At 62.6% G+C, this 19,315-nt stretch carries 18 protein-coding genes; 13 read left to right on the top strand and 5 right to left on the bottom strand.

From position 1 onward, the window contains the following. Positions 1-202 precede the first annotated feature (202 nt). From AD663_RS01880 to AD663_RS01865, 4 genes are read left to right on the top strand one after another with little or no spacing between them, the layout of a single operon-like run. Positions 203-1,558: a pitrilysin family protein gene (locus AD663_RS01880; RefSeq protein WP_003177471.1), complete on the top strand. Its 1,356-nt coding sequence runs from the start codon at positions 203-205 to the stop codon at positions 1,556-1,558. Continuing rightward, positions 1,551-3,041 carry a pitrilysin family protein gene (locus AD663_RS01875; RefSeq protein ID WP_053213170.1) on the top strand — a complete coding sequence of 497 codons (1,491 nt, stop codon included), beginning with the start codon at positions 1,551-1,553 and terminating at the stop codon, positions 3,039-3,041. Before AD663_RS01880 ends, AD663_RS01875 begins: the two co-directional genes overlap by 8 nt. Beyond that, positions 3,041-3,652 (top strand): 16S rRNA (guanine(966)-N(2))-methyltransferase RsmD, encoded by a 612-nt coding sequence (rsmD, locus tag AD663_RS01870; protein WP_053213169.1) that lies wholly within the window; start codon positions 3,041-3,043, stop codon positions 3,650-3,652. The genes AD663_RS01875 and rsmD overlap by 1 nt, the downstream gene beginning before the upstream one ends. Before the next feature lie 27 nt (positions 3,653-3,679). Beyond that, the gene (locus AD663_RS01865; RefSeq protein WP_003177468.1) at positions 3,680-4,678 is read left to right on the top strand and encodes a hydrolase; all 999 of its coding nucleotides are present in this window, start codon (positions 3,680-3,682) and stop codon (positions 4,676-4,678) included. Between the two features lie 30 nt (positions 4,679-4,708). Here AD663_RS01865 and AD663_RS01860 read toward each other — a convergent pair whose 3' ends face one another. Further along, positions 4,709-5,563: a sulfurtransferase gene (locus AD663_RS01860; protein WP_003177467.1), complete on the bottom strand. Its 855-nt coding sequence runs from the start codon at positions 5,561-5,563 to the stop codon at positions 4,709-4,711. 36 nt (positions 5,564-5,599) lie between these two features. Beyond that, positions 5,600-6,271 carry a TetR/AcrR family transcriptional regulator gene (locus AD663_RS01855; protein ID WP_033045878.1) on the bottom strand — a complete coding sequence of 224 codons (672 nt, stop codon included), beginning with the start codon at positions 6,269-6,271 and terminating at the stop codon, positions 5,600-5,602. Positions 6,272-6,419: 148 nt separating this feature from the next. Here AD663_RS01855 and AD663_RS01850 point away from each other — a divergent pair, with 148 nt between their 5' ends. The 5 genes from AD663_RS01850 to AD663_RS01830 all read left to right on the top strand — a co-directional run bounded on the left by AD663_RS01850 (position 6,420) and on the right by AD663_RS01830 (position 11,149). Then, positions 6,420-7,850, top strand: a complete 1,431-nt coding sequence (locus tag AD663_RS01850; protein ID WP_053213168.1) for a coniferyl aldehyde dehydrogenase — start codon at positions 6,420-6,422, stop codon at positions 7,848-7,850. Between the two features lie 26 nt (positions 7,851-7,876). Further along, positions 7,877-8,422 carry a hypothetical protein gene (locus AD663_RS01845; RefSeq protein ID WP_053213167.1) on the top strand — a complete coding sequence of 182 codons (546 nt, stop codon included), beginning with the start codon at positions 7,877-7,879 and terminating at the stop codon, positions 8,420-8,422. 151 nt (positions 8,423-8,573) lie between these two features. After that, positions 8,574-10,169, top strand: coding sequence for a GMC family oxidoreductase (locus tag AD663_RS01840; RefSeq protein ID WP_053213166.1), 1,596 nt, complete (start codon positions 8,574-8,576; stop codon positions 10,167-10,169). A gap of 115 nt (positions 10,170-10,284) precedes the next feature. Then, complete coding sequence (coaD, locus tag AD663_RS01835; protein ID WP_003177462.1) at positions 10,285-10,764, top strand: pantetheine-phosphate adenylyltransferase; 480 nt, start codon at positions 10,285-10,287, stop codon at positions 10,762-10,764. A 133-nt stretch (positions 10,765-10,897) separates the two neighbouring features. Further along, the gene (locus AD663_RS01830) at positions 10,898-11,149 is read left to right on the top strand and encodes a YfhL family 4Fe-4S dicluster ferredoxin (RefSeq protein WP_003177461.1); all 252 of its coding nucleotides are present in this window, start codon (positions 10,898-10,900) and stop codon (positions 11,147-11,149) included. A 162-nt stretch (positions 11,150-11,311) separates the two neighbouring features. Here AD663_RS01830 and AD663_RS01825 read toward each other — a convergent pair whose 3' ends face one another. The 3 genes from AD663_RS01825 to AD663_RS01815 are packed head-to-tail and all read right to left on the bottom strand — an operon-like array spanning position 11,312 to position 13,345. Continuing rightward, a complete protein-coding gene (locus AD663_RS01825) occupies positions 11,312-11,632 on the bottom strand; it encodes a hypothetical protein (protein ID WP_003177460.1) in 321 nt (106 codons plus the stop codon). A 54-nt stretch (positions 11,633-11,686) separates the two neighbouring features. Beyond that, positions 11,687-12,499: a bifunctional DNA-formamidopyrimidine glycosylase/DNA-(apurinic or apyrimidinic site) lyase gene (mutM, locus tag AD663_RS01820; protein ID WP_053213165.1), complete on the bottom strand. Its 813-nt coding sequence runs from the start codon at positions 12,497-12,499 to the stop codon at positions 11,687-11,689. 30 nt (positions 12,500-12,529) lie between these two features. Further along, positions 12,530-13,345 carry an HDOD domain-containing protein gene (locus tag AD663_RS01815; RefSeq protein ID WP_172680575.1) on the bottom strand — a complete coding sequence of 272 codons (816 nt, stop codon included), beginning with the start codon at positions 13,343-13,345 and terminating at the stop codon, positions 12,530-12,532. Between the two features lie 230 nt (positions 13,346-13,575). On the opposite strand from AD663_RS01815, the gene AD663_RS01810 reads away from it, so the two are divergent. From AD663_RS01810 to ilvD, 4 genes are all read left to right on the top strand, one after another. After that, entirely contained in the window at positions 13,576-14,115 is a 540-nt protein-coding gene (locus AD663_RS01810) for a type 1 glutamine amidotransferase domain-containing protein (protein ID WP_003177457.1), read from the top strand. Positions 14,116-14,233: 118 nt separating this feature from the next. Further along, complete coding sequence (locus AD663_RS01805; protein ID WP_003206543.1) at positions 14,234-15,430, top strand: class I SAM-dependent rRNA methyltransferase; 1,197 nt, start codon at positions 14,234-14,236, stop codon at positions 15,428-15,430. Between the two features lie 220 nt (positions 15,431-15,650). Beyond that, on the top strand, positions 15,651-16,856 hold the full coding sequence (locus AD663_RS01800) for a Bcr/CflA family efflux MFS transporter (RefSeq protein ID WP_053213164.1): 1,206 nt from the start codon (positions 15,651-15,653) through the stop codon (positions 16,854-16,856). A 258-nt stretch (positions 16,857-17,114) separates the two neighbouring features. After that, positions 17,115-18,956 (top strand): dihydroxy-acid dehydratase, encoded by a 1,842-nt coding sequence (gene ilvD, locus AD663_RS01795; protein WP_003177454.1) that lies wholly within the window; start codon positions 17,115-17,117, stop codon positions 18,954-18,956. The last annotated feature ends 359 nt before the right edge of the window (positions 18,957-19,315 follow it).

Raw genomic sequence — 19,315 nt, 5'->3', positions numbered from 1 at the left:
CCATCGTCGATTTTACGAAGGACTGGCAGGGCATCATCGGCGAAAACGCAGGGAACCACGAAAAAACCCAACACTCGCGGACCACCCTGGGCCGACAAAACGCCCGATAGGCGTGGCCGCCAGTAAAACGGATCAGTATCCTAGCACCTCCTCGCCTGCTGAGGCTAAGACCTAGCAGGCAGCCCAACAGGTTTAAACACGAATGAATGCTCTTGCCCGCCGCGCCGCAGGCCTGCTGCTCAGCACAGTTTGTCTGCCCTTTTCAGCCTTGGCTGCCGACCCACAACCCACCCACGAATTCACCCTCGACAATGGCCTGAAGGTCGTGGTTCGTGAAGATCATCGTGCGCCGGTGGTCGTCTCACAGGTCTGGTACAAGGTTGGCTCCAGCTATGAAACGCCGGGCCAGACCGGTCTGTCCCACGCCTTGGAGCACATGATGTTCAAGGGCAGCGAAAAAGTCGGCCCCGGCGAAGCGTCGCTGATCCTGCGGGACCTGGGCGCCGAAGAAAACGCGTTCACCAGCGATGATTTCACTGCCTACTATCAGGTGCTGGCCCGTGACCGCCTGGGCGTGGCCTTCGAATTGGAAGCCGACCGCATGGCCAGCCTGCGCCTGCCGCCGGAGGAGTTCAGCCGCGAGATCGAGGTAATCAAGGAAGAACGCCGCATGCGCACCGACGACAAGCCCATGTCCAAGGCTTTCGAGCGCTTCAAGGCCATGGCTTACCCGGCCAGCGGCTACCACACGCCGACCATTGGCTGGATGGCTGACCTGGACCGCATGACCGTGCAGGAGCTGCGGCACTGGTACGAATCCTGGTACACCCCGAACAACGCCACCCTGGTGGTGGTCGGCGACGTGACGCCGGACGAGGTCAAGGCCCTGGCCCAGCGGTATTTCGGCCCGATTGCGCGGCGCGACGTGCCGGTGGCGAAAATTCCCCTGGAGCTGGCCGAACCCGGCGAACGCCAGATCACCCTGCATGTGCAGACCCAACTGCCGAGCCTGATGCTGGCCTTCAACGTGCCCAGCATCGCCACCACGACGGACAAACGTTCGGTCAACGCCCTGCGGTTGATCTCGGCCTTGCTGGACGGCGGCTACAGCGGGCGGATCCCAGCCCAGCTCGAGCGCGGTGAAGAACTGGTGTCCGGCGGCTCGTCGAACTACGACGCCTTCACCCGTGGCGACACGCTGTTCACCTTGTCGGCGACGCCCAACACCCAGAAAAACAAAACCCTCGCCCAGACCGAAGCCGGCCTGTGGCGCCTGCTCGATCAGTTGAAAACCACCGCCCCGGCTGCCGACGAACTGGAACGCGTGCGCGCCCAGGTCATTGCCGGCCTGGTGTACGAACGCGACTCGATCACCAGCCAGGCCACCGCCATCGGCCAGCTGGAAACCGTCGGCCTGTCCTGGAAGCTGATGGACACCGAGCTCGCCGAGCTGCAAAGCGTGACCCCGCAAGATATCCAGAAGGCAGCCCAGCTGTATTTCACCCGCTCGCGCCTGAGCGTTGCGCACGTCCTGCCCGAGGAGAAAGCTCATGAGTGAGCGCAAATCACCGCGCCTGGTGCTGGTTGGCCTGGTACTCATCGCCCTGGTCGGTGCCGTGGCCTTCTACCTGACGCCGTCCACTGGCGTCACCGCGAGCCAGGCCCTGGACAACGCCCAATCCGGTAACAAGCTGCAATCACTGGCGGAACTCGACGGTAAAGCGCCCAGCCACCGCCAGCTCGACGTGCAAACCTGGAAAACCGCCGAGGGCGCCAAGGTACTGTTCGTCGAAGCCCGGGAATTGCCGATGTTCGACCTGCGCCTGACGTTCGCCGCCGGCAGCAGCCAGGACGGCGATGCTCCCGGCCTGGCGCTGCTGACCAATGCCATGCTCAACGAAGGCGTGGCCGGCAAGGATGTCGGTGCCATTGCCCAAGGGTTCGAAAGCCTCGGCGCGGACTTCGGCAACGGCGCCTACCGCGACATGGCCGTGGCGTCCCTGCGCAGCCTCAGCGCGCTGGACAAACGCGAGCCGGCGTTGAAGCTGTTCGCCGAGGTGGTCGGCAAACCGACCTTCCCCGCCGATTCCTTCGCCCGCATCAAGAACCAAATGCTCTCCGGTTTCGAGTACCAGAAACAGAACCCCGGCAAGCTGGCGGGGCTGGAGCTGATGAAGCGCTTGTACGGCGAACACCCCTACGCCCATTCCAGTGACGGCACAGCCGAGAGCATTCCACCGATCACACTGGCCCAGGCCCGGGCATTCCACGCCAAGGCCTATACCGCCGGCAACGCCGTGATTGCTTTGGTGGGCGATTTGTCCCGCGCCGAAGCCGAGGCCATTGCCAGCCAAGTATCCGTGGCGCTGCCCAAGGGTCCCGCCCTGGTGAAAACTCCCGCACCGGTGGAACCCAAGGCCAGCGTTGGCCATATCGAATTCCCGTCCAAGCAAACCAACCTGATGCTCGCGCAACTGGGCATCGACCGGGACGATCCGGATTTCGCCGCCGTGTCCCTGGGCAACCAGATCCTGGGCGGCGGTGGTTTCGGCACGCGGCTGATGACCGAGGTCCGGGAGAAGCGCGGCCTGACCTACGGCGTTTATTCGGGCTTTACGCCGATGCAGGCCCGCGGCCCGTTCATGATCAACCTGCAAACCCGTGCCGAGATGAGCGAAGGCACCTTGAAACTGGTGCAGGAGGTATTCGCCGATTACCTCAAGAACGGCCCCACCCAGAAAGAACTCGATGACGCCAAACGCGAGCTGGCGGGCAGTTTCCCATTGTCCACCGCCAGCAACGCAGACATCGTCGGCCAGCTCGGCGCCATGGGTTTCTACGACTTGCCACTCAGCTACCTGGAAGACTTCATGCGCCAGTCCCAGGCGCTGACGGTCGAGCAGGTCAAGGCTGCACTGAACAAACACCTGAGCACGGACAAAATGGTCATCGTCACCGCCGGCCCGACCGTGCCGCAGAAGCCGCTACCGGCCCCCACTGACAAACCTGCCGAGCAACCGCTCGGGGTACCGGAGCATTAATGGCCCGTCCATCGAATTCCAGCAAGAAACCCGTTCACAACGGTGTGAACCAATTGCGCATCATTGGCGGACAATGGCGCAGCCGGCGCCTGAGTTTCCCCGACGCCCCGGGCTTGCGGCCGACGCCGGACCGGGTGCGGGAGACCCTCTTCAACTGGCTCGCACCTTACGTGGCGGGCGCGAGGGTGCTCGACCCGTTCGCCGGCAGCGGCGCGTTGTTTCTCGAAGCGCTGTCCCGTGGCGCGGCCATGGGCCAGGCCCTGGACGCCAGCAGCCTGGCGGTCTCGAGCCTGAAGGAGCATCTGGGCACCCTGCGCTGCACCGTCGGCCAGGTGCAAACGGCCGACGCGCTGCGCTACCTCGACAGCCAGCCGGCAACGCCCTTCGACCTGGTGTTCCTCGACCCGCCGTTCAACCAGAACCTGTTGCCGACGGTGTGCGCCCTGCTCGAGGAACGGCAGTGGCTGGCCGAGGATGCCTGGGTCTACACTGAAAGCGAGACCGCCCCGTCCACACTGGGCTTGCCCGGCAATTGGCGTTTGCATCGGGAGCAGAAATCCGGACGGGTCTATTACGCGTTGTGGCAGCGCTCGGCAAAGGACGATGACTGAACGGCTGCCAGTGCATCGAGAATAAGAATGTCCGCCGCACCTGAACCTTTCGTTCCGGCCCTTGGCCTTCGCAACCCCCACTTGCAAACCTTGTGGGGCCCTTTGTGGCGCAAGACCACCCATGTCGATCGCCAGCGCGAGCGCCTGTGGCTGGAGGATGGTGACTTCCTCGATCTCGACTGGCATGGCCCCCACAGCGCCAAGGCGCCACTGGTGCTGGTGCTTCATGGGCTGACCGGTTCGTCCAACTCGCCTTACGTGGCCGGACTGCAACAAGCCCTTGGCCGTCAAGGCTGGGCCAGTGTTGCGCTGAACTGGCGCGGCTGTTCGGGCGAGCCGAACCTGTTGCCACGCAGTTACCACTCCGGCGTCAGCGAAGACCTGGCCGCCGCCATCGCTCATTTGCGCGCCCGACGGCCCTTGGCGCCGCTGTTTGCGGTGGGCTATTCACTGGGCGGCAACGTGCTGCTCAAGCACCTGGGGGAAACCGGCGGCGACAGCCAGTTGCAGGGCGCGGTGGCGGTCTCGGTGCCGTTTCGCCTCGACCAGTGCGCCGACCGTATCGGACAGGGGTTCTCCAAGTTCTACCAAGCACATTTCATGCGCCAGCTGGTGATCTATGTACGTAACAAGCAACGCCAGTTCCAGCACGACGGACGCCACGAAGGCCTGGCGACCCTGACGGCGCTGGGCCCGTTGGAAAACATGCGCACCTTCTGGGACTTCGATGGCCGCGTAACGGCGCCATTGCACGGTTTCTCGGATGCGGCGGATTACTACCGGCGCGCCTCCAGCCGCTATTTCATGGGTGGGATCAAGACGCCGACCCTGGTTATCCAGGCTGCCGACGATCCTTTCGTGTTTCCCCACAGTTTGCCCGGGCCTGCGGAGTTGTCTGCGTCAACCCAACTTGAGTTGCACGAGCAAGGTGGGCATGTGGGTTTTGTCGACGGGACGTTGCGGCGCCCGGGGTATTACCTGGAGCGGCGGATTCCCCATTGGCTGGCCAGTCTGGGCCGGGGTTGAACCGGCGCCACGGAAGCTCCCTGCCAATATCTATTCACCCGTCGCCACTTCCCGCTGCGGGTCCGTAATCCACTCGCTCCACGAGCCAGCGTACAGCTTGCCCAGCGGATAGCCTGCCAGGCACAGGGCAAACAGGTTATGGCACGCCGTCACGCCAGAGCCGCAGTACGCCACCAGGTCCGTCGGTGAACGATCCCCCAGTCTCTCGGCGAAGCGCTGCTTGAGCTGATTGACTGGCAAAAAGCGCCCATCTGCGCCCAAGTTGTCGGCGAACGCTGCGCATTGGGCACCTGGGATGTGCCCGGCCACTGGATCGATCGGCTCGACTTCGCCCTTGAAGCGCGGCAATGCCCGGGCGTCCAGCAGGGTCATGTCCGGTTGGCCGAGGCGTTGTTGCAGCGTTTGTGCACTGAGCAGCAAGGATGCGTCGGGCGATCCAGCGAAGGTCCCGCGCGTGCCCTGGGGGGCATCAAGACTCAAGGGCAGGCCGGCGGCGTGCCAAGCCTTGAGCCCGCCGTCGAGGATGAACACGCCATCACGCTTGCCCAGCCAAGCCAGCAGCCACCAGGCCCGGGCGGCAAAGGCACCGGGGCCGTCGTCATAAAGCACGATGTCGCTGTCGTTGCTGATGCCCCAGGCCTGAAGGCGTTCTATCAAGGCCTCGGGCTCCGGCAGCGGATGACGCCCGGTCACGCCCTTGGTCACCGGCCCGCTCAAATCTCGCTCAAGGTCCGCGAACGACGCCCCGGCGATATGACCCTCGGCGTAACTGCACTGGCCGTAATCCGGATCCTCCAGGGCAAACCGGCAATCGAGGATCACCAGCCCCGGCTGTGACCTTTTATCCTCAAGGGCTGAGGGGCTGATGAGTTGCGCGATGGGCATGGTGAGCTCCTGTATGGTCAAGTCGAGATCCGATGCCTACTGCCCTTCTTCCAGGGTCTGGGCCAGCGGGACGTAATATTCTTTGAACAGTGCATCCACCGCGTCGCGGGCCTGATCGGTGACGAAACCGGCCTCCAGCACCAGCACTTGATAAACGCCACGCTTGATGGCCTGTTCACTCAGGTGACTGAAATTTTCCCGCGTGGTGCACAGAAAACGCACCCAGGACGTCAGGATGATCCAGGCATTGAGAGTCAGGGACTCGATCTGCACCCGGTCCATTTTCAGGATGCCGGCAGCGACGAAGCCTTCATAGATGGCGGTGCCGTGAATCAGGCTGCGCTGGGAAAACCGTCGGTAGCGCGCCGCAAGCTCCGGATCGCTGTCGAGCAGGTGCTCCAGGTCCCGATGCAGGAAGCGGTAGCGCCACATGGCCGCCAGCAGCTCCTGGAGGTAGAAGCGCTTGTCCTCCACCGTGGCCGCTCGCCCCTGGGGCGGGCGCAGGAAGCTGTCCACCAGGTTTTCATACTCACTGAACAGCACGGCGATGATCGCCTGCTTGTTGGGGAAGTGGTAATAGAGATTGCCCGGCGACATGTCCATATGGGCGGCAATATGGTTGGTGCTGACGCTGCGCTCACCTTGCTGGTTGAACAGCTCAAGGCTGTTTTGCACGATGCGCTCGCTGGTTTTTATTCGTGGGGCCATGGTTTGGGCTTTAATTCGACGAAGGCATTGCATGGCATCTTACGACCTAACGGTCACAGGAAAAACCCATCGCCGTTGCACAAGCCATTGACTTTCTAGAGTACAAGCTCTAGAAAACACCCATTCCAATAATAACCGGTGCCCGACGATGCCTGCCGACGTTGCTTACCTGCACGAGTCTCAACAGCAACTCGGCGAGTTGCGGTCTCTCTTCGATGCCCAGCGCCAGGCCTATGCCGCCCATCCGATGCCGCCGGCCGAACAGCGCCGCCAGTGGCTCAAGGCGCTGCGAGAGGTCCTGAGCAGTGAACGGCAAGCCTTGATCGACGCCATCAGCGAGGATTTCAGCCACCGCAGCGCTGACGAAACGCTGCTGGCCGAGCTGATGCCCAGCCTGCACGGCATCCATTACGCCAGCCGTCACCTCCCGCGCTGGATGAAACCGTCCCGACGCAAGGTGGGCATGGCTTTCCAGCCGGCGTCGGCCAAAGTGGTGTATCAACCACTGGGGGTGGTTGGGGTCATCGTGCCTTGGAACTATCCGCTGTTCCTGGCCATCGGGCCGTTGGTGGGCGCCTTGGCTGCGGGCAACCGGGTGATGCTCAAGCTCAGCGAATCGACCCCTGCCACCGGGCTGCTGCTCAAGCAACTACTGGCCCGGATCTTTCCTCAGGACCTGGTGTGCGTGGTGCTTGGCGAGGCTGAGATCGGCATGGCGTTTTCCCGGCTCCCGTTCGACCACCTGTTGTTCACCGGCGCCACCAGCATCGGCAAGCATGTCATGCGGGCGGCGGCCGAACACCTGACGCCGGTCACGCTCGAACTGGGTGGGAAATCGCCGGCCATCGTGTCGGCCGACGTGCCCCTCAAGGACGCCGCCGAACGCATTGCTTTCGGCAAGACCCTGAATGCCGGGCAAACCTGCGTCGCGCCGGACTACGTGCTGGTGCCACAAAGCCGTGTCGGTGAATTCGTCGAAGCCTATCGCGCGGCGGTTCGCGGGTTTTATCCGACCCTGGCGGACAATCCGGACTACACCGCCATCATCAACGAGCGACAACTGGCGCGGCTCAACGGCTACATCAGTGACGCCACCAGCAAGGGCGCCTTGCTGATCGAACTGTTCGAGCAGGGCCAGGGACGCCGCATGGCCCACAGCCTGCTGCTCAATGTCAGTGACGACATGACCGTCATGCAGGACGAGATCTTCGGCCCGTTGCTGCCTATCGTGCCTTATGAAAATCTGGACCAGGCATTTGCCTACATCAACCAGCGACCTCGCCCGCTGGCGCTCTACTACTTTGGCTACAACAAGGCCGAACAGAATCGAGTGCTGCATGAAACCCATTCCGGCGGCGTCTGCTTGAACGACACGCTGCTGCACGTTGCCCAGGATGACTTGCCGTTTGGCGGCATCGGGCCTTCGGGCATGGGCCATTACCACGGGCACGAAGGCTTCTTGACCTTCAGCAAGGCCAAGGGCGTGCTGGTCAAGCAGCGATTCAACGTCGCGAAACTGGTTTATCCGCCCTATGGCAAGCCGCTGCAGAAGTTGATCCAGAAGCTGTTCGTCCGCTAACGCGCATCTCTGCCGGTGTGACCAAAATGCCCCCAAGCCTCACCGATACCCCTGCCCTGTCACGGCGCGGCCTGCTGAAATTCAGCTTCGGCGCCAGCGCTTTCCTGGCCACCGTCGGGTTGGGGGCGAGCCTGAGCGGCTGCTCGGCCAGCCAACCGGCCGGTGGCCTGGCGGTGCTGCGTGACAGCGACCTGTCGTTCTTGCGCGCCGTCATTCCGGTGCTACTCGATGGTGCAGTGGCCGTAGAGCAGATCCCCGCCGCCGCCAGCACGACCCTGCAGAGCCTGGACGACGGCCTGGCCCACCTGTCGCCCTCCATGCTCAAGCTCACGCGCCAGCTATTCGATGTGCTGACCCTGGGCGTGACCCGCGGGCCGTTGACCGGGGTCTGGGGCTCGTGGGAAAACGCCGACGCCGATGGCATTCGCCAGTTTCTGACGCGCTGGGAAAACAGCTCGCTGGACCTTTTGCAGCAAGGCCACAGCTCGTTGCTGCAAATGGTGATGATGGCGTGGTACAGCCGGCCCGAAGCCTGGGCGCATTGCGGGTATCCGGGACCGCCGACCGTTTGAAAACCAGACCAGCCTCTCCTCTGTGGGAGCGGGCTTGCCCGCGAAGGCGGTGTGTCAGCTTGCAAAAGTATTGAATGCGCAACGGTATTCGCGAGCAAGCCCGCTCCCACAGGGTTCTTTCGACAACTCATAACAATAAGAGAACCTGAACATGCCCGTACCCGATCCCTTCCTCGAAGGCCTGGCCCGTGGCTGGACCACCTATAACGGCGCGCAGCTGAGCAGCGACATGACCCTGGAAGCGGACGTGGCGATCATCGGCAGCGGCGCCGGCGGCGGCACCACGGCAGAAATTCTCAGCGCCGCCGGCTATAAAGTGCTGCTGATCGAGGAAGGCCCGCTCAAGACCAGCCATGATTTCAAGCTCCTCGAGGCCCAGGCCTACACCAGCCTGTATCAGGAAGGCCTCGGCCGCATGAGCAAGGATGGCGCGATCACCATTCTTCAAGGCCGGGCGGTCGGAGGCACAACGCTGATCAACTGGACCTCCAGTTTTCGCACCCCCACGCAAACCCTCGAACACTGGGCCACCGAGCACAACGTCAAGGGGCACAGCGCCGCCGAGATGGCGCCCTGGTTCGAGCGGATGGAGCAACGATTGGGCGTGGCGCCGTGGCTGGTTCCACCCAATGCCAACAACGACGTGATCCGCAAGGGCTGCGAACAATTGGGCTATAGCTGGCACGTCATCCCGCGCAATGTGCGCGGCTGCTGGAACCTGGGCTATTGCGGCATGGGCTGCCCGACCAACGCCAAACAGTCGATGCTGGTCACCACCATCCCCGCCACGCTGGAAAAGGGCGGCGCGCTGCTTTACCTGGCCCGGGCCGAACGCCTGTTATTCAAGCACGATGCGGTTGTGGGCCTGGAATGCCAAGCCATGGATGAGCGCTGCGTGGCCCCGACCGGGCGGCGCATAACGGTCAAGGCGCGGCACTACGTGCTGGCGGGCGGAGGTATCAATAGCCCGGGCCTGCTGTTGCGCTCCGATGCACCAGATCCGCATGCACGCTTGGGCAAGCGCACCTTCCTGCATCTGGTGAACATGTCCGCCGGGCAATTCGACGAGGTCATCAACCCGTTCTACGGCGCCCCTCAATCGATCTATTCCGATCATTTCCAATGGCAGGACGGCGCCACCGGCAAGATGTCCTACAAACTCGAAGTCCCGCCCTTGCACCCGGCCCTTGCTGCCACGCTACTGGGCGGGTTCGGCCCCGAGAGCGCCTTGCACATGTCGCGACTGCCCCACACCCACGCGATGCTGGCGCTGCTGCGCGACGGCTTTCATCCGGACAGCCCCGGCGGCAGCGTCGAGTTGCGCGGCGACGGCACGCCGGTGCTCGACTATCCGGTTTCGCCATACGCCTGGGACGGCTTGCGCCGGGCCTTCCACAGCATGGCGGAGATTCAGTTCGCCGGCGGTGCCCAGGCGGTCATGCCCCTGCACAGCGACGCCGGCTATGTAAAAACCCTGGCGCAAGCCCGCTCGCTGATCGACGGCCTGGACCTCGCGCTATACCGCACGCGCCTGGGCAGCGCCCACGTGATGGGCGGTTGCGCCATGGGTGAGGATCCGAAAACCGCCGTGACCGACAGCCTTGGTCGCCATCATCAACTGGGCAATCTTTCGATCCATGACGGTTCGCTCTTTCCCACGAGCATCGGCGCCAACCCGCAATTATCGGTGTACGGGCTGACTGCACAATTGGCGACTGCCTTGGCCGAGCGCCTGAAGAACTCATGAATATCCGCAGTATTCGCAGCGTCTATAGTGCTTTCTTACCGAACAGCCGACTTGGCCGACCGAGTAGGCTGCGATACCATCCGACTCCCCAACGGACTCCCGCCAGGACGACGCGATGAACCGAGTGTTGTACCCAGGTACCTTCGACCCTATTACCAAGGGCCATGGCGATCTGGTCGAACGCGCCGCGCGCCTGTTCGACCATGTGATCATTGCTGTCGCCGCCAGCCCGAAGAAAAACCCGCTGTTCCCGCTGGAACAACGCGTGGAGCTGGCCCGCGAAGTCACCAAGCACCTGCCCAACGTGGAAGTGGTCGGCTTCTCGACGCTGTTGGCGCATTTTGCCAAGGAAAAGAACGCCAATGTGTTCCTGCGCGGCCTGCGCGCGGTCTCGGACTTCGAGTACGAGTTCCAGCTGGCCAACATGAACCGCCAGTTGGCGCCGGACGTCGAAAGCCTTTTCCTCACGCCGTCGGAGCGTTATTCGTTTATCTCTTCGACCCTGGTGCGGGAAATCGCGGCCCTGGGCGGCGATATCACCAAGTTCGTCCACCCGGCCGTGGCCGACGCGCTGACCCTGCGCTTCAAGAAATAACCTGCTGGCGCTGCGAGCCATCTCGCAGCACAGCGCAGTCCATCGCCCCCGCGTGCACTGCGCGCGCCAATGCGGCACAATTGCGCCCATACGTTTTCAGATGCCCGGGCTCAACGCCCCGGCAGGAGCCTGCATGTCCCTGATCATCACCGACGACTGCATCAATTGCGACGTCTGCGAACCCGAATGCCCGAACGAAGCGATTTCCCAAGGCGAAGAGATCTACGTCATCGACCCGAACCTGTGCACCCAATGCGTCGGCCATTACGACGAGCCCCAGTGCCAGCAGGTTTGCCCGGTGGATTGCATCCCGCTCGACGAAGCGCATCCGGAGACGGAAGAACAGTTGATGGCCAAGTACATCAAGATTACCGCCAAGGCTTGAGCCAGGTAGTTTTGTAGCGCCTGTGCCGGCCTCATCGCGAGCAGGCTCGCTCCCACAGGGGATTTGCTTAAGGCAAAAGTGCTGTGGACACCACAAAACCCTGTGGGAGCGAGCTTGCTCGCGAAGGGGCCATCAGCAACGCCCAAAATCCAACTGCCCGCCTCACTCCTGCCGCTCAAACCCCTCGCCAATGCACCCCAGGCATCGCACAAACGTGGCTTTCGCCGGGTCCACCACCAACGCTTTCCCGGCATCGCCGACCCCACCGCCCAGCACGGTAAAGGGCAGCGACACCACGAACGCCCCCGTGCCGATCACCGTGGCGGCGAGCAGCAGCGGACGAGCGATCAGCAGATCGCCGAGCATGGCGTAGGCGGGCGGATTCTGGATGGTGTAGCGCGGGTCGCCGCTGCCGCCGTTCGCCTGGGCAGGCAAACCGACACTCAGCAGCAGCGCAAGAACGACAGGTCGAAGCAGATTCATGGCGCGATCCTTCGGCTAAGCAGTATGACTACTGACTATAGACCGTAGGACGAATCAGCTCTGGCAGCGTGGGCACCAGACGCTGGCCCGCTGTCCCAGGCGGATTTCCCGAAGCCCGCTGCCGCAGACCTTGCAAAGCTCCCCGCCCCGGCCATACACGAACAGTTCCTGCTGGAAGTACCCGGGCTGGCCATCCCCGCCGATGAAGTCACGCAACGTGGTGCCGCCGCGCTCGATGGCATGGGCAAGGATGCGTTTGATTTCGATGGCCAGCTTCAGGTAACGCGCCCGGGAAATGCCCCCGGCCGCCCGCCGCGGATCGATGCCGGCGGCAAACAGTGCCTCGGTCGCGTAGATATTGCCCACGCCCACCACCACCGCGTTATCCATAATGAACGGCTTGACCGCCATGGAGCGACCGCGGGAGAGCTGGAACAGACGCTCGCCATCGAACAGGTCGGTCAGCGGCTCCGGCCCGAGGCGAATCAGCAGCTCATGATTGAGCGGATCGAGGCTCCAGAGCATCGCCCCGAAGCGCCGCGGGTCGGTGTAGCGCAAGGCCAGGCCGGATTCCAGCTCGATGTCGACGTGTTCGTGCTTGGCGGCAGGCATGCCGACCTCCACCAACCGCAGGTTGCCGGACATGCCCAAATGACTGATCAAGGTACCGACCTCGGCATTGATCAGCAGGTACTTGGCCCGCCGCTCCACCAGCACAATGCGCTGGCCCGAGAGCCGCACATCGAGATCTTCCGGGATAGGCCAGCGCAGGCGGCGGTCACGTACCACCACGCGGCTGACCCGTTGCCCTTCAAGGTGCGGCGCGATGCCGCGACGGGTGGTTTCGACTTCCGGCAGTTCTGGCATGAGGTTCTCGGGTCAGGCGAAGCAACGCACTCAACGAGAGGCGAGGTCGCGGATTTCCTGTTTCTGGGTCTGGAAGTCGTATTCCGACAAACCAAGGTAATCGAGCACCAGCGCACCGACACATTCCCACTCGTGGTCTTCGGCCTGATTGCCCAACACCCGGTGGGACGCGCAGATGTTCTCGGACATCTTCAGGATCGCCAGCAGGTTTTTCAGCGGGCTGTTGTTGCGCGAAGACTCGTCGCTGAAGATCGCCAAGGCGTTGTGGTGGTTGGCGATGGCCTGGCTGACGTGATCCGGCAGGCGCCAGGATTTGGAGGTGTAGTAGCCGACCACCGCATGGTTGGTGTTGAACACCCGGTTCTCGGTGTCGACCACTCGGCATTCGGCGCTGGCGCTGGCATAGGCCTGCTCCAGCACGCTCATGTAGTTGGGAAACTGCTTGAGCATCAACGGCACGCCGCAATCGTGGAACAAGCCCATTGCGTAGGCTTCGTCACCATTTTCCAGGCCGACCCGCTTGGCCAGGGTCAGGCAGGTCATCGCCACGTCCTGGGCGGTGTCCCAGAATCGGTTCAGGGTGACGATGGCGTCGTCATGCAATTCGCCCTTGATCGACTGCGCGTTGATCAGGTTGATGATCGACCGGCTGCCCAGCAGGTTCACCGCACGCTGGATGGAGGTGATCTTGTTGCGCAGGCCGTAATACGGCGAATTGACAATCTTGAGCAAGGCACCGGACAGGCCTGGATCCTGGGAGATCAGCTTGGCGATGGTCTCAAGGTCAGGGTCGGGCATGTACTGCTCCATCTGCAGATCCACCATGATCTGCGGCTGGGGCGGCACGCTGATGCCTTGCAGGGACTGTTGGATCTGTTCAGCGGAGAGTTCTTTGGACATGAGTACACACTCTGGGGCAGGCGGGGATTCTAACCCTTAAAGATGGATCCGATACACCGCCGGGTAGATCGGCGGAACTTTCCTTCAGGCACCGGCTTCGGACTGTGTAGGGCCGACAGTCACGCCTCATAGAGGCTAGGTCGGCAGCCCACCCACTCAGCTTGAGGAGATTTTTCATGCCCGGCTCCCTGAACAGTAAACGTGTTGCCATCCTGGTGACCGACGGTTTTGAACAGGCCGAACTGACCGGCCCCAAACAGGCCCTGGAACAGGCCGGGGTCAAGGTGGATATCGTTTCGGCCAGTGAAGGCCAGGTCAAAGGCTGGAACCATGACCAGCCGGCCGACGACTTCCCTATCGACCTGACCTTCAAGGCCGCCAATGTCGACCAATACGACGCCGTGGTGCTGCCCGGCGGCGTGCAGAACTCCGACACGATCCGCATCGACCCCGACGCCCAGGAACTGGTCAAGGGCTTCGAGGCGGCGGGCAAGCCCATCGCAGTGATTTGCCATGGCGGTTGGTTGCTGGTGTCCAGCGGCCTGGTCAAGGGCAAGACCCTGACCAGCTACAAGACGCTCAAGGACGATCTGGTCAACGCGGGCGCGAACTGGGTCGACCAGGAAGTGGTCAAGGACGGTACCTGGATCAGCAGCCGCCAGCCCGATGACATTCCAGCCTTCAATCGCGAGCTGATCAACGCACTTTCGGCCTGACCCCTCGTGGCGAGGGCGCTGCCACCCGGCGAAACAAGCGCACTCGCCACATGTCCACCGCAAGCCCCGTGCAGGCTTCAACGCGTTATACTCCCGCTCTTTTTTCCGGAGCGACGTCATGTCCCTGCCTAGCCTGCGCCTCAAAGCCAACGCCGACCGTCGCCTGCGCGCCGGCCACCTGTGGGTCTACAGTAACGAAATCGATGTGGCGGCCACCCCACTGCATGGCTTCAAGGCCGGCGACCAGGCCATCCTCGAAGCCGCCGGCGGCAAGCCGTTGGGCATCGTCGCGATGAGCCCCAACAACCTGATCTGCGCGCGGTTGCTGTCCCGCGACGTGAAGCTGCCCCTGGACAAGTCCCTGTTGGTGCATCGCCTCAACGTGGCGTTGTCCCTGCGCGAGCGGCTGTTCGACAAACCTTTCTACCGTCTGGTCTACGGCGATTCCGACTTGCTGCCGGGCCTGGTGGTCGACCGTTTTGGTGACATTCTTGTGGTGCAGATCGCCTCCGCCACCATGGAAGCCCACAAAGACGACGTGATCGCCGCCCTGACCCAGGTGCTCAAGCCCAGCGGCATCCTGTTCAAGAACGACTCCGCCGCCCGCGACGCCGAAGGCCTGAACCGCTACGTCGAGACCGTGTTCGGCCTCGTCCCGGAATGGGTTGCCCTGGAAGAGAACGGCGTGAAATTCGAAGCACCGGTCATGGAAGGCCAGAAAACCGGCTGGTTCTACGACCACCGCATGAACCGCGCACGCCTGGCACCGTATGCCAAGGGCAAGCGCGTCCTGGACCTGTTCAGCTACATCGGTGGCTGGGGCGTACAAGCCGCAGCGTTCGGTGCCAGCGAAGTATTCTGCGTCGACGCTTCGGCCTTCGCCCTTGACGGCGTCGAACGCAACGCCGCGTTGAACGGCTTCGCCGAGAAACTGACCTGCATCGAAGGCGACGTGTTCGAAGCCCTGAAGGAGCTCAAGGCCAGCGAAGAGCGTTTCGACGTGATCGTGGCCGACCCACCCGCCTTCATCAAGCGCAAGAAAGACCTGAAGAACGGCGAAGGCGCCTACCGCCGCCTCAACGAGCAAGCCATGCGCCTGCTCAGCAAGGACGGCATCCTGGTCAGCGCGTCGTGCTCGATGCACCTGCCCGAAGATGACCTGCAGAACATCCTGCTGACCAGCGCCCGTCACCTGGACCGCAACATCCAACTGCTCGAACGCGGCGGTCAAGGCCCGGACCATCCGGTACACCCGGCCATCGCGGAAACCCGTTACATCAAGAGCATCACCTGCCGGCTGTTGCCCAACAGTTGAGGCTGGACGGGGCCAGGGCCATCGCTCTGCGCCCCGCGCGCTCATATCAGCGGCATCCTGATCGCAGCCTTGGCTGCGATTTTTTTTTGCCCGTGCGAATAAATCTGTAGGAGACCCCCCACGCAATTTCCAGAGCCTTCCTACTCAATCTACCCGGCGCTCGGCGGGCATGACGCATTAGGATTGAAACGTGCCGCTCAGGTACGCCTTGGGGTCCCCGATGCCTGATCCGCAAAATCGCCTGGCTGCCCATAAACCTGCCACCGTTGGCTTATTGCTCATGCTGACGTTGCTCGGCGTCTTCCCTATCGATGTTGTGCTGCCGTCCTTTCCGGCTCTTTCCGCGCAGTTCGAACGCCCATCGTCGGACATCGCCCTGTCGGTCAGCCTGTACGCGATCGGCATCGCCTTGGCGCAACTGGTGGTCGGTCCGCTTTCCGATACGATCGGGCGCAAGCAGTTGTTACTGGCCGGCATCACCGTTGCAGCCATCGGCGCGACCGGCTGCGTCATCGCTGATGAGTTTGAATTCTTCCTGTTGTTTCGCATCATCCAGGCGTTAGGGTGCGGCTGTTTCGTGCTGTCCCAAGCATTGATACAGGATCTATTTACAGGCGACGAGCAGCCGCGCTTGCGCATCTTCCTGGTCACCTGCGGGGGAATTTTCATTTCCGTCTCGCCGTTGGTCGGCACCTGGCTGCAGGGCTGGATGGATTGGCGTGGCAGTTTCCTGGTGTTCATCGCCTTGGCGGTCGCTGCGTTCCTGGGCGCCTGCCGCTTGCTGCGCGGCTCGATAACAGACCGCAAACCCAGGCCTCTGAATTTCATGGAGGCCTATCGAAACGTATGCAGTGACTTCAGCTTCATGGCTTATTGGCTTACGTCAGCGCTGGCGTTTTCCTGCCACTTCTCATTCATCGTCATTTCGCCATTGGTTTTCATCGATCAATTACAACTCTCGCCTCAGTCTTTCTCCCTTGTCCTGTTGGCCTACGGACTGGCCTACATCGGCGGGGGAGCCATTGCGGCCGCGCTGAGCAGCCGAATCGGCACTCAAACGCAAATCATGGCCGGTCTAAGCCTGATCCTGATGGCGGGGGTCCTGATGGTCGTGTCCTTGCGTTATCTCGGCACGACAGTGATGACCGTATTGCTGCCCATGATCATCTGCACCACCGGAACGACCATCACCCGTGCCGCAGCCCACACCCTGGCCATGAACACGTTTCCCGAACAGGCCGGCACGTCCGCCTCGGCCGGTAGCGTGCTGATCTTCGTCGTCGGCGGGCTGACCAGTGCGGCGATCAGCGCCTCTGCGCTGGATCTTCAACTCACACTGGCCCTGTGCCTGATACTGCTCAGTCTCCTGGGACTGATGCTTAACGCCCTGGTCCGGCATCGTGACAGAGCGCTGCAAGCCGGTTGAACACTGCCAGTCGTCATCCCGCACGCGACATTGGCGTCCGATCAGCGCTTTGCGTCATTTCATCCTGACGCCAGCGGTGTAGAATCGCGTCATTCATCGCCATTCATCCCCGGCGGGTTTATGAGCTCATGCTGAGACGCGCAGCGATCCTGCACCGTCATCGGCCACTTCCGGACTCTCGGCCAATCCCCGGTGTTCCAGAACGTCAACAGAAGCTCACTTCCCCTTTGATATCTGATTAGCCGCCCGGAGTGCTCCATGCCTGATTACCGCTCGAAAACATCCACCCATGGCCGCAACATGGCCGGCGCCCGCGCATTGTGGCGCGCCACGGGGATGAAGGATGACGACTTCAAGAAGCCGATCATCGCCATTGCCAACTCCTTCACCCAGTTCGTACCGGGCCACGTTCATCTCAAGGACCTGGGTCAACTGGTTGCCCGGGAAATCGAACGTGTCGGTGGCGTTGCCAAGGAATTCAACACCATCGCCGTGGACGACGGCATCGCCATGGGCCACGATGGCATGCTGTATTCGCTGCCGAGCCGCGAGATCATCGCCGACTCCGTCGAGTACATGGTCAACGCCCACTGCGCCGACGCCATCGTGTGCATTTCCAACTGCGACAAGATCACCCCTGGCATGCTGATGGCCGCCCTGCGGCTGAACATCCCGGTGATCTTCGTCTCCGGCGGCCCGATGGAAGCCGGCAAGACCAAGCTCGCCAGCCACGGCCTCGACCTGGTGGATGCCATGGTCATCGCCGCCGACTCCAGCGCCTCTGACGAGAAGGTCGCCGAGTACGAGCGCAGCGCCTGCCCGACCTGCGGTTCGTGCTCCGGCATGTTCACCGCCAACTCGATGAACTGCCTGACCGAGGCCCTGGGCCTCGCCCTGCCGGGCAACGGTTCGACACTGGCCACCCACAGCGACCGCGAAGCGCTGTTCTTGCAGGCCGGCCGGACCATCGTCGAGCTGTGCAAGCGCTACTATGGCGAGAACGACGAGTCGGTATTGCCGCGCAATATCGCCAACTTCAAGGCGTTCGAAAACGCAATGACCCTGGACATCGCCATGGGCGGTTCCACCAACACCATCCTGCACTTGCTGGCCGCAGCCCAGGAAGCCGAGATCGATTTCGACCTGCGCGACATCGACCGCCTGTCCCGTCACGTGCCGCAACTGTGCAAGGTCGCGCCGAATATCCAGAAGTACCACATGGAAGACGTGCACCGCGCCGGCGGCATATTCAGCATCCTCGGCTCCCTGGCCCGTGGCGGCCTGTTGCACACCGACCTGCCGACCGTGCACAGCAAGACCATGGCCGAAGGCATCGCCAAATGGGACATCACCCAGACCACCGACGAGGCAGTGCATCACTTCTTCAAGGCGGGCCCGGCGGGCATTCCGACACAGACCGCGTTCAGCCAGTCGACCCGTTGGGAAACCCTGGATGACGACCGTGAAAACGGCTGCATTCGCAGTGTCGAACATGCTTATTCCAAGGAAGGCGGCCTGGCCGTGCTGTACGGCAACATCGCCCTGGACGGCTGCGTGGTGAAAACCGCCGGTGTCGACGAGTCGATCCACGTGTTCGAAGGCAACGCCAAGATTTTCGAAAGCCAGGACAGCGCGGTGCGCGGGATCCTTGCCGACGAAGTGAAGGCCGGCGATATCGTGATCATCCGCTACGAAGGCCCGAAAGGCGGTCCGGGCATGCAGGAAATGCTCTACCCCACCTCCTACCTGAAGTCCAAGGGCCTGGGCAAAGCCTGCGCCCTGCTCACCGACGGCCGTTTCTCCGGCGGCACCTCGGGCCTGTCCATCGGCCACGCTTCACCGGAAGCAGCGGCTGGCGGCGCCATCGGCCTGGTACGGGATGGCGACAAAGTATTGATCGACATTCCGAACCGCTCGATCAACCTGTTGATCAGCGATGAAGAACTGGCCGCGCGCCGCGTCGAACAGGACCAGAAAGGCTGGAAACCGGTGGAAGTGCGTCCGCGCAAAGTCACCACCGCGCTCAAGGCCTACGCCCTGCTCGCCACCAGCGCCGACAAAGGCGCGGTGCGCAACAAGGCGATGCTCGACGGCCTGTAAGCGTCGTTAGCCGTAATAAAAAATGCCCCGCCAAGTGCGGGGCATTTTTATGGGTGGGACAACCCTGACAACACCGATCCCCCTGTGGGGGGCGGGCTTGCTCGCGAATGCGGTGGGTCAGCTTGCATCAGTATCGAATGTGCCGACGTCTTTCCGGGCAAGCCCACTCCCACAGAGGGACGGGGGGGCCGCACATTTTCGAATACCCACAGATCTTTGTGGGAGCGGGCTTGCTCGCGAAGGCGGTGGGTCAGCTTGCATCAGTATCGAATGTGCCGACGTCTTCCCGGGCAAGCCCACTCCCACAGGGGGACGGGGGGGCCGCACATTTTCGAATACCCACAGATCTTTGTGGGAGC

This window comes from Pseudomonas sp. Q12-87 (assembly GCF_001269755.1).
Taxonomy (GTDB): Bacteria; Pseudomonadota; Gammaproteobacteria; order Pseudomonadales; family Pseudomonadaceae; genus Aquipseudomonas; species Aquipseudomonas fluorescens_S.
Note: the sequence above shows the minus strand (reverse complement) of the source record. Positions and strands in the feature narration are given on the sequence as shown.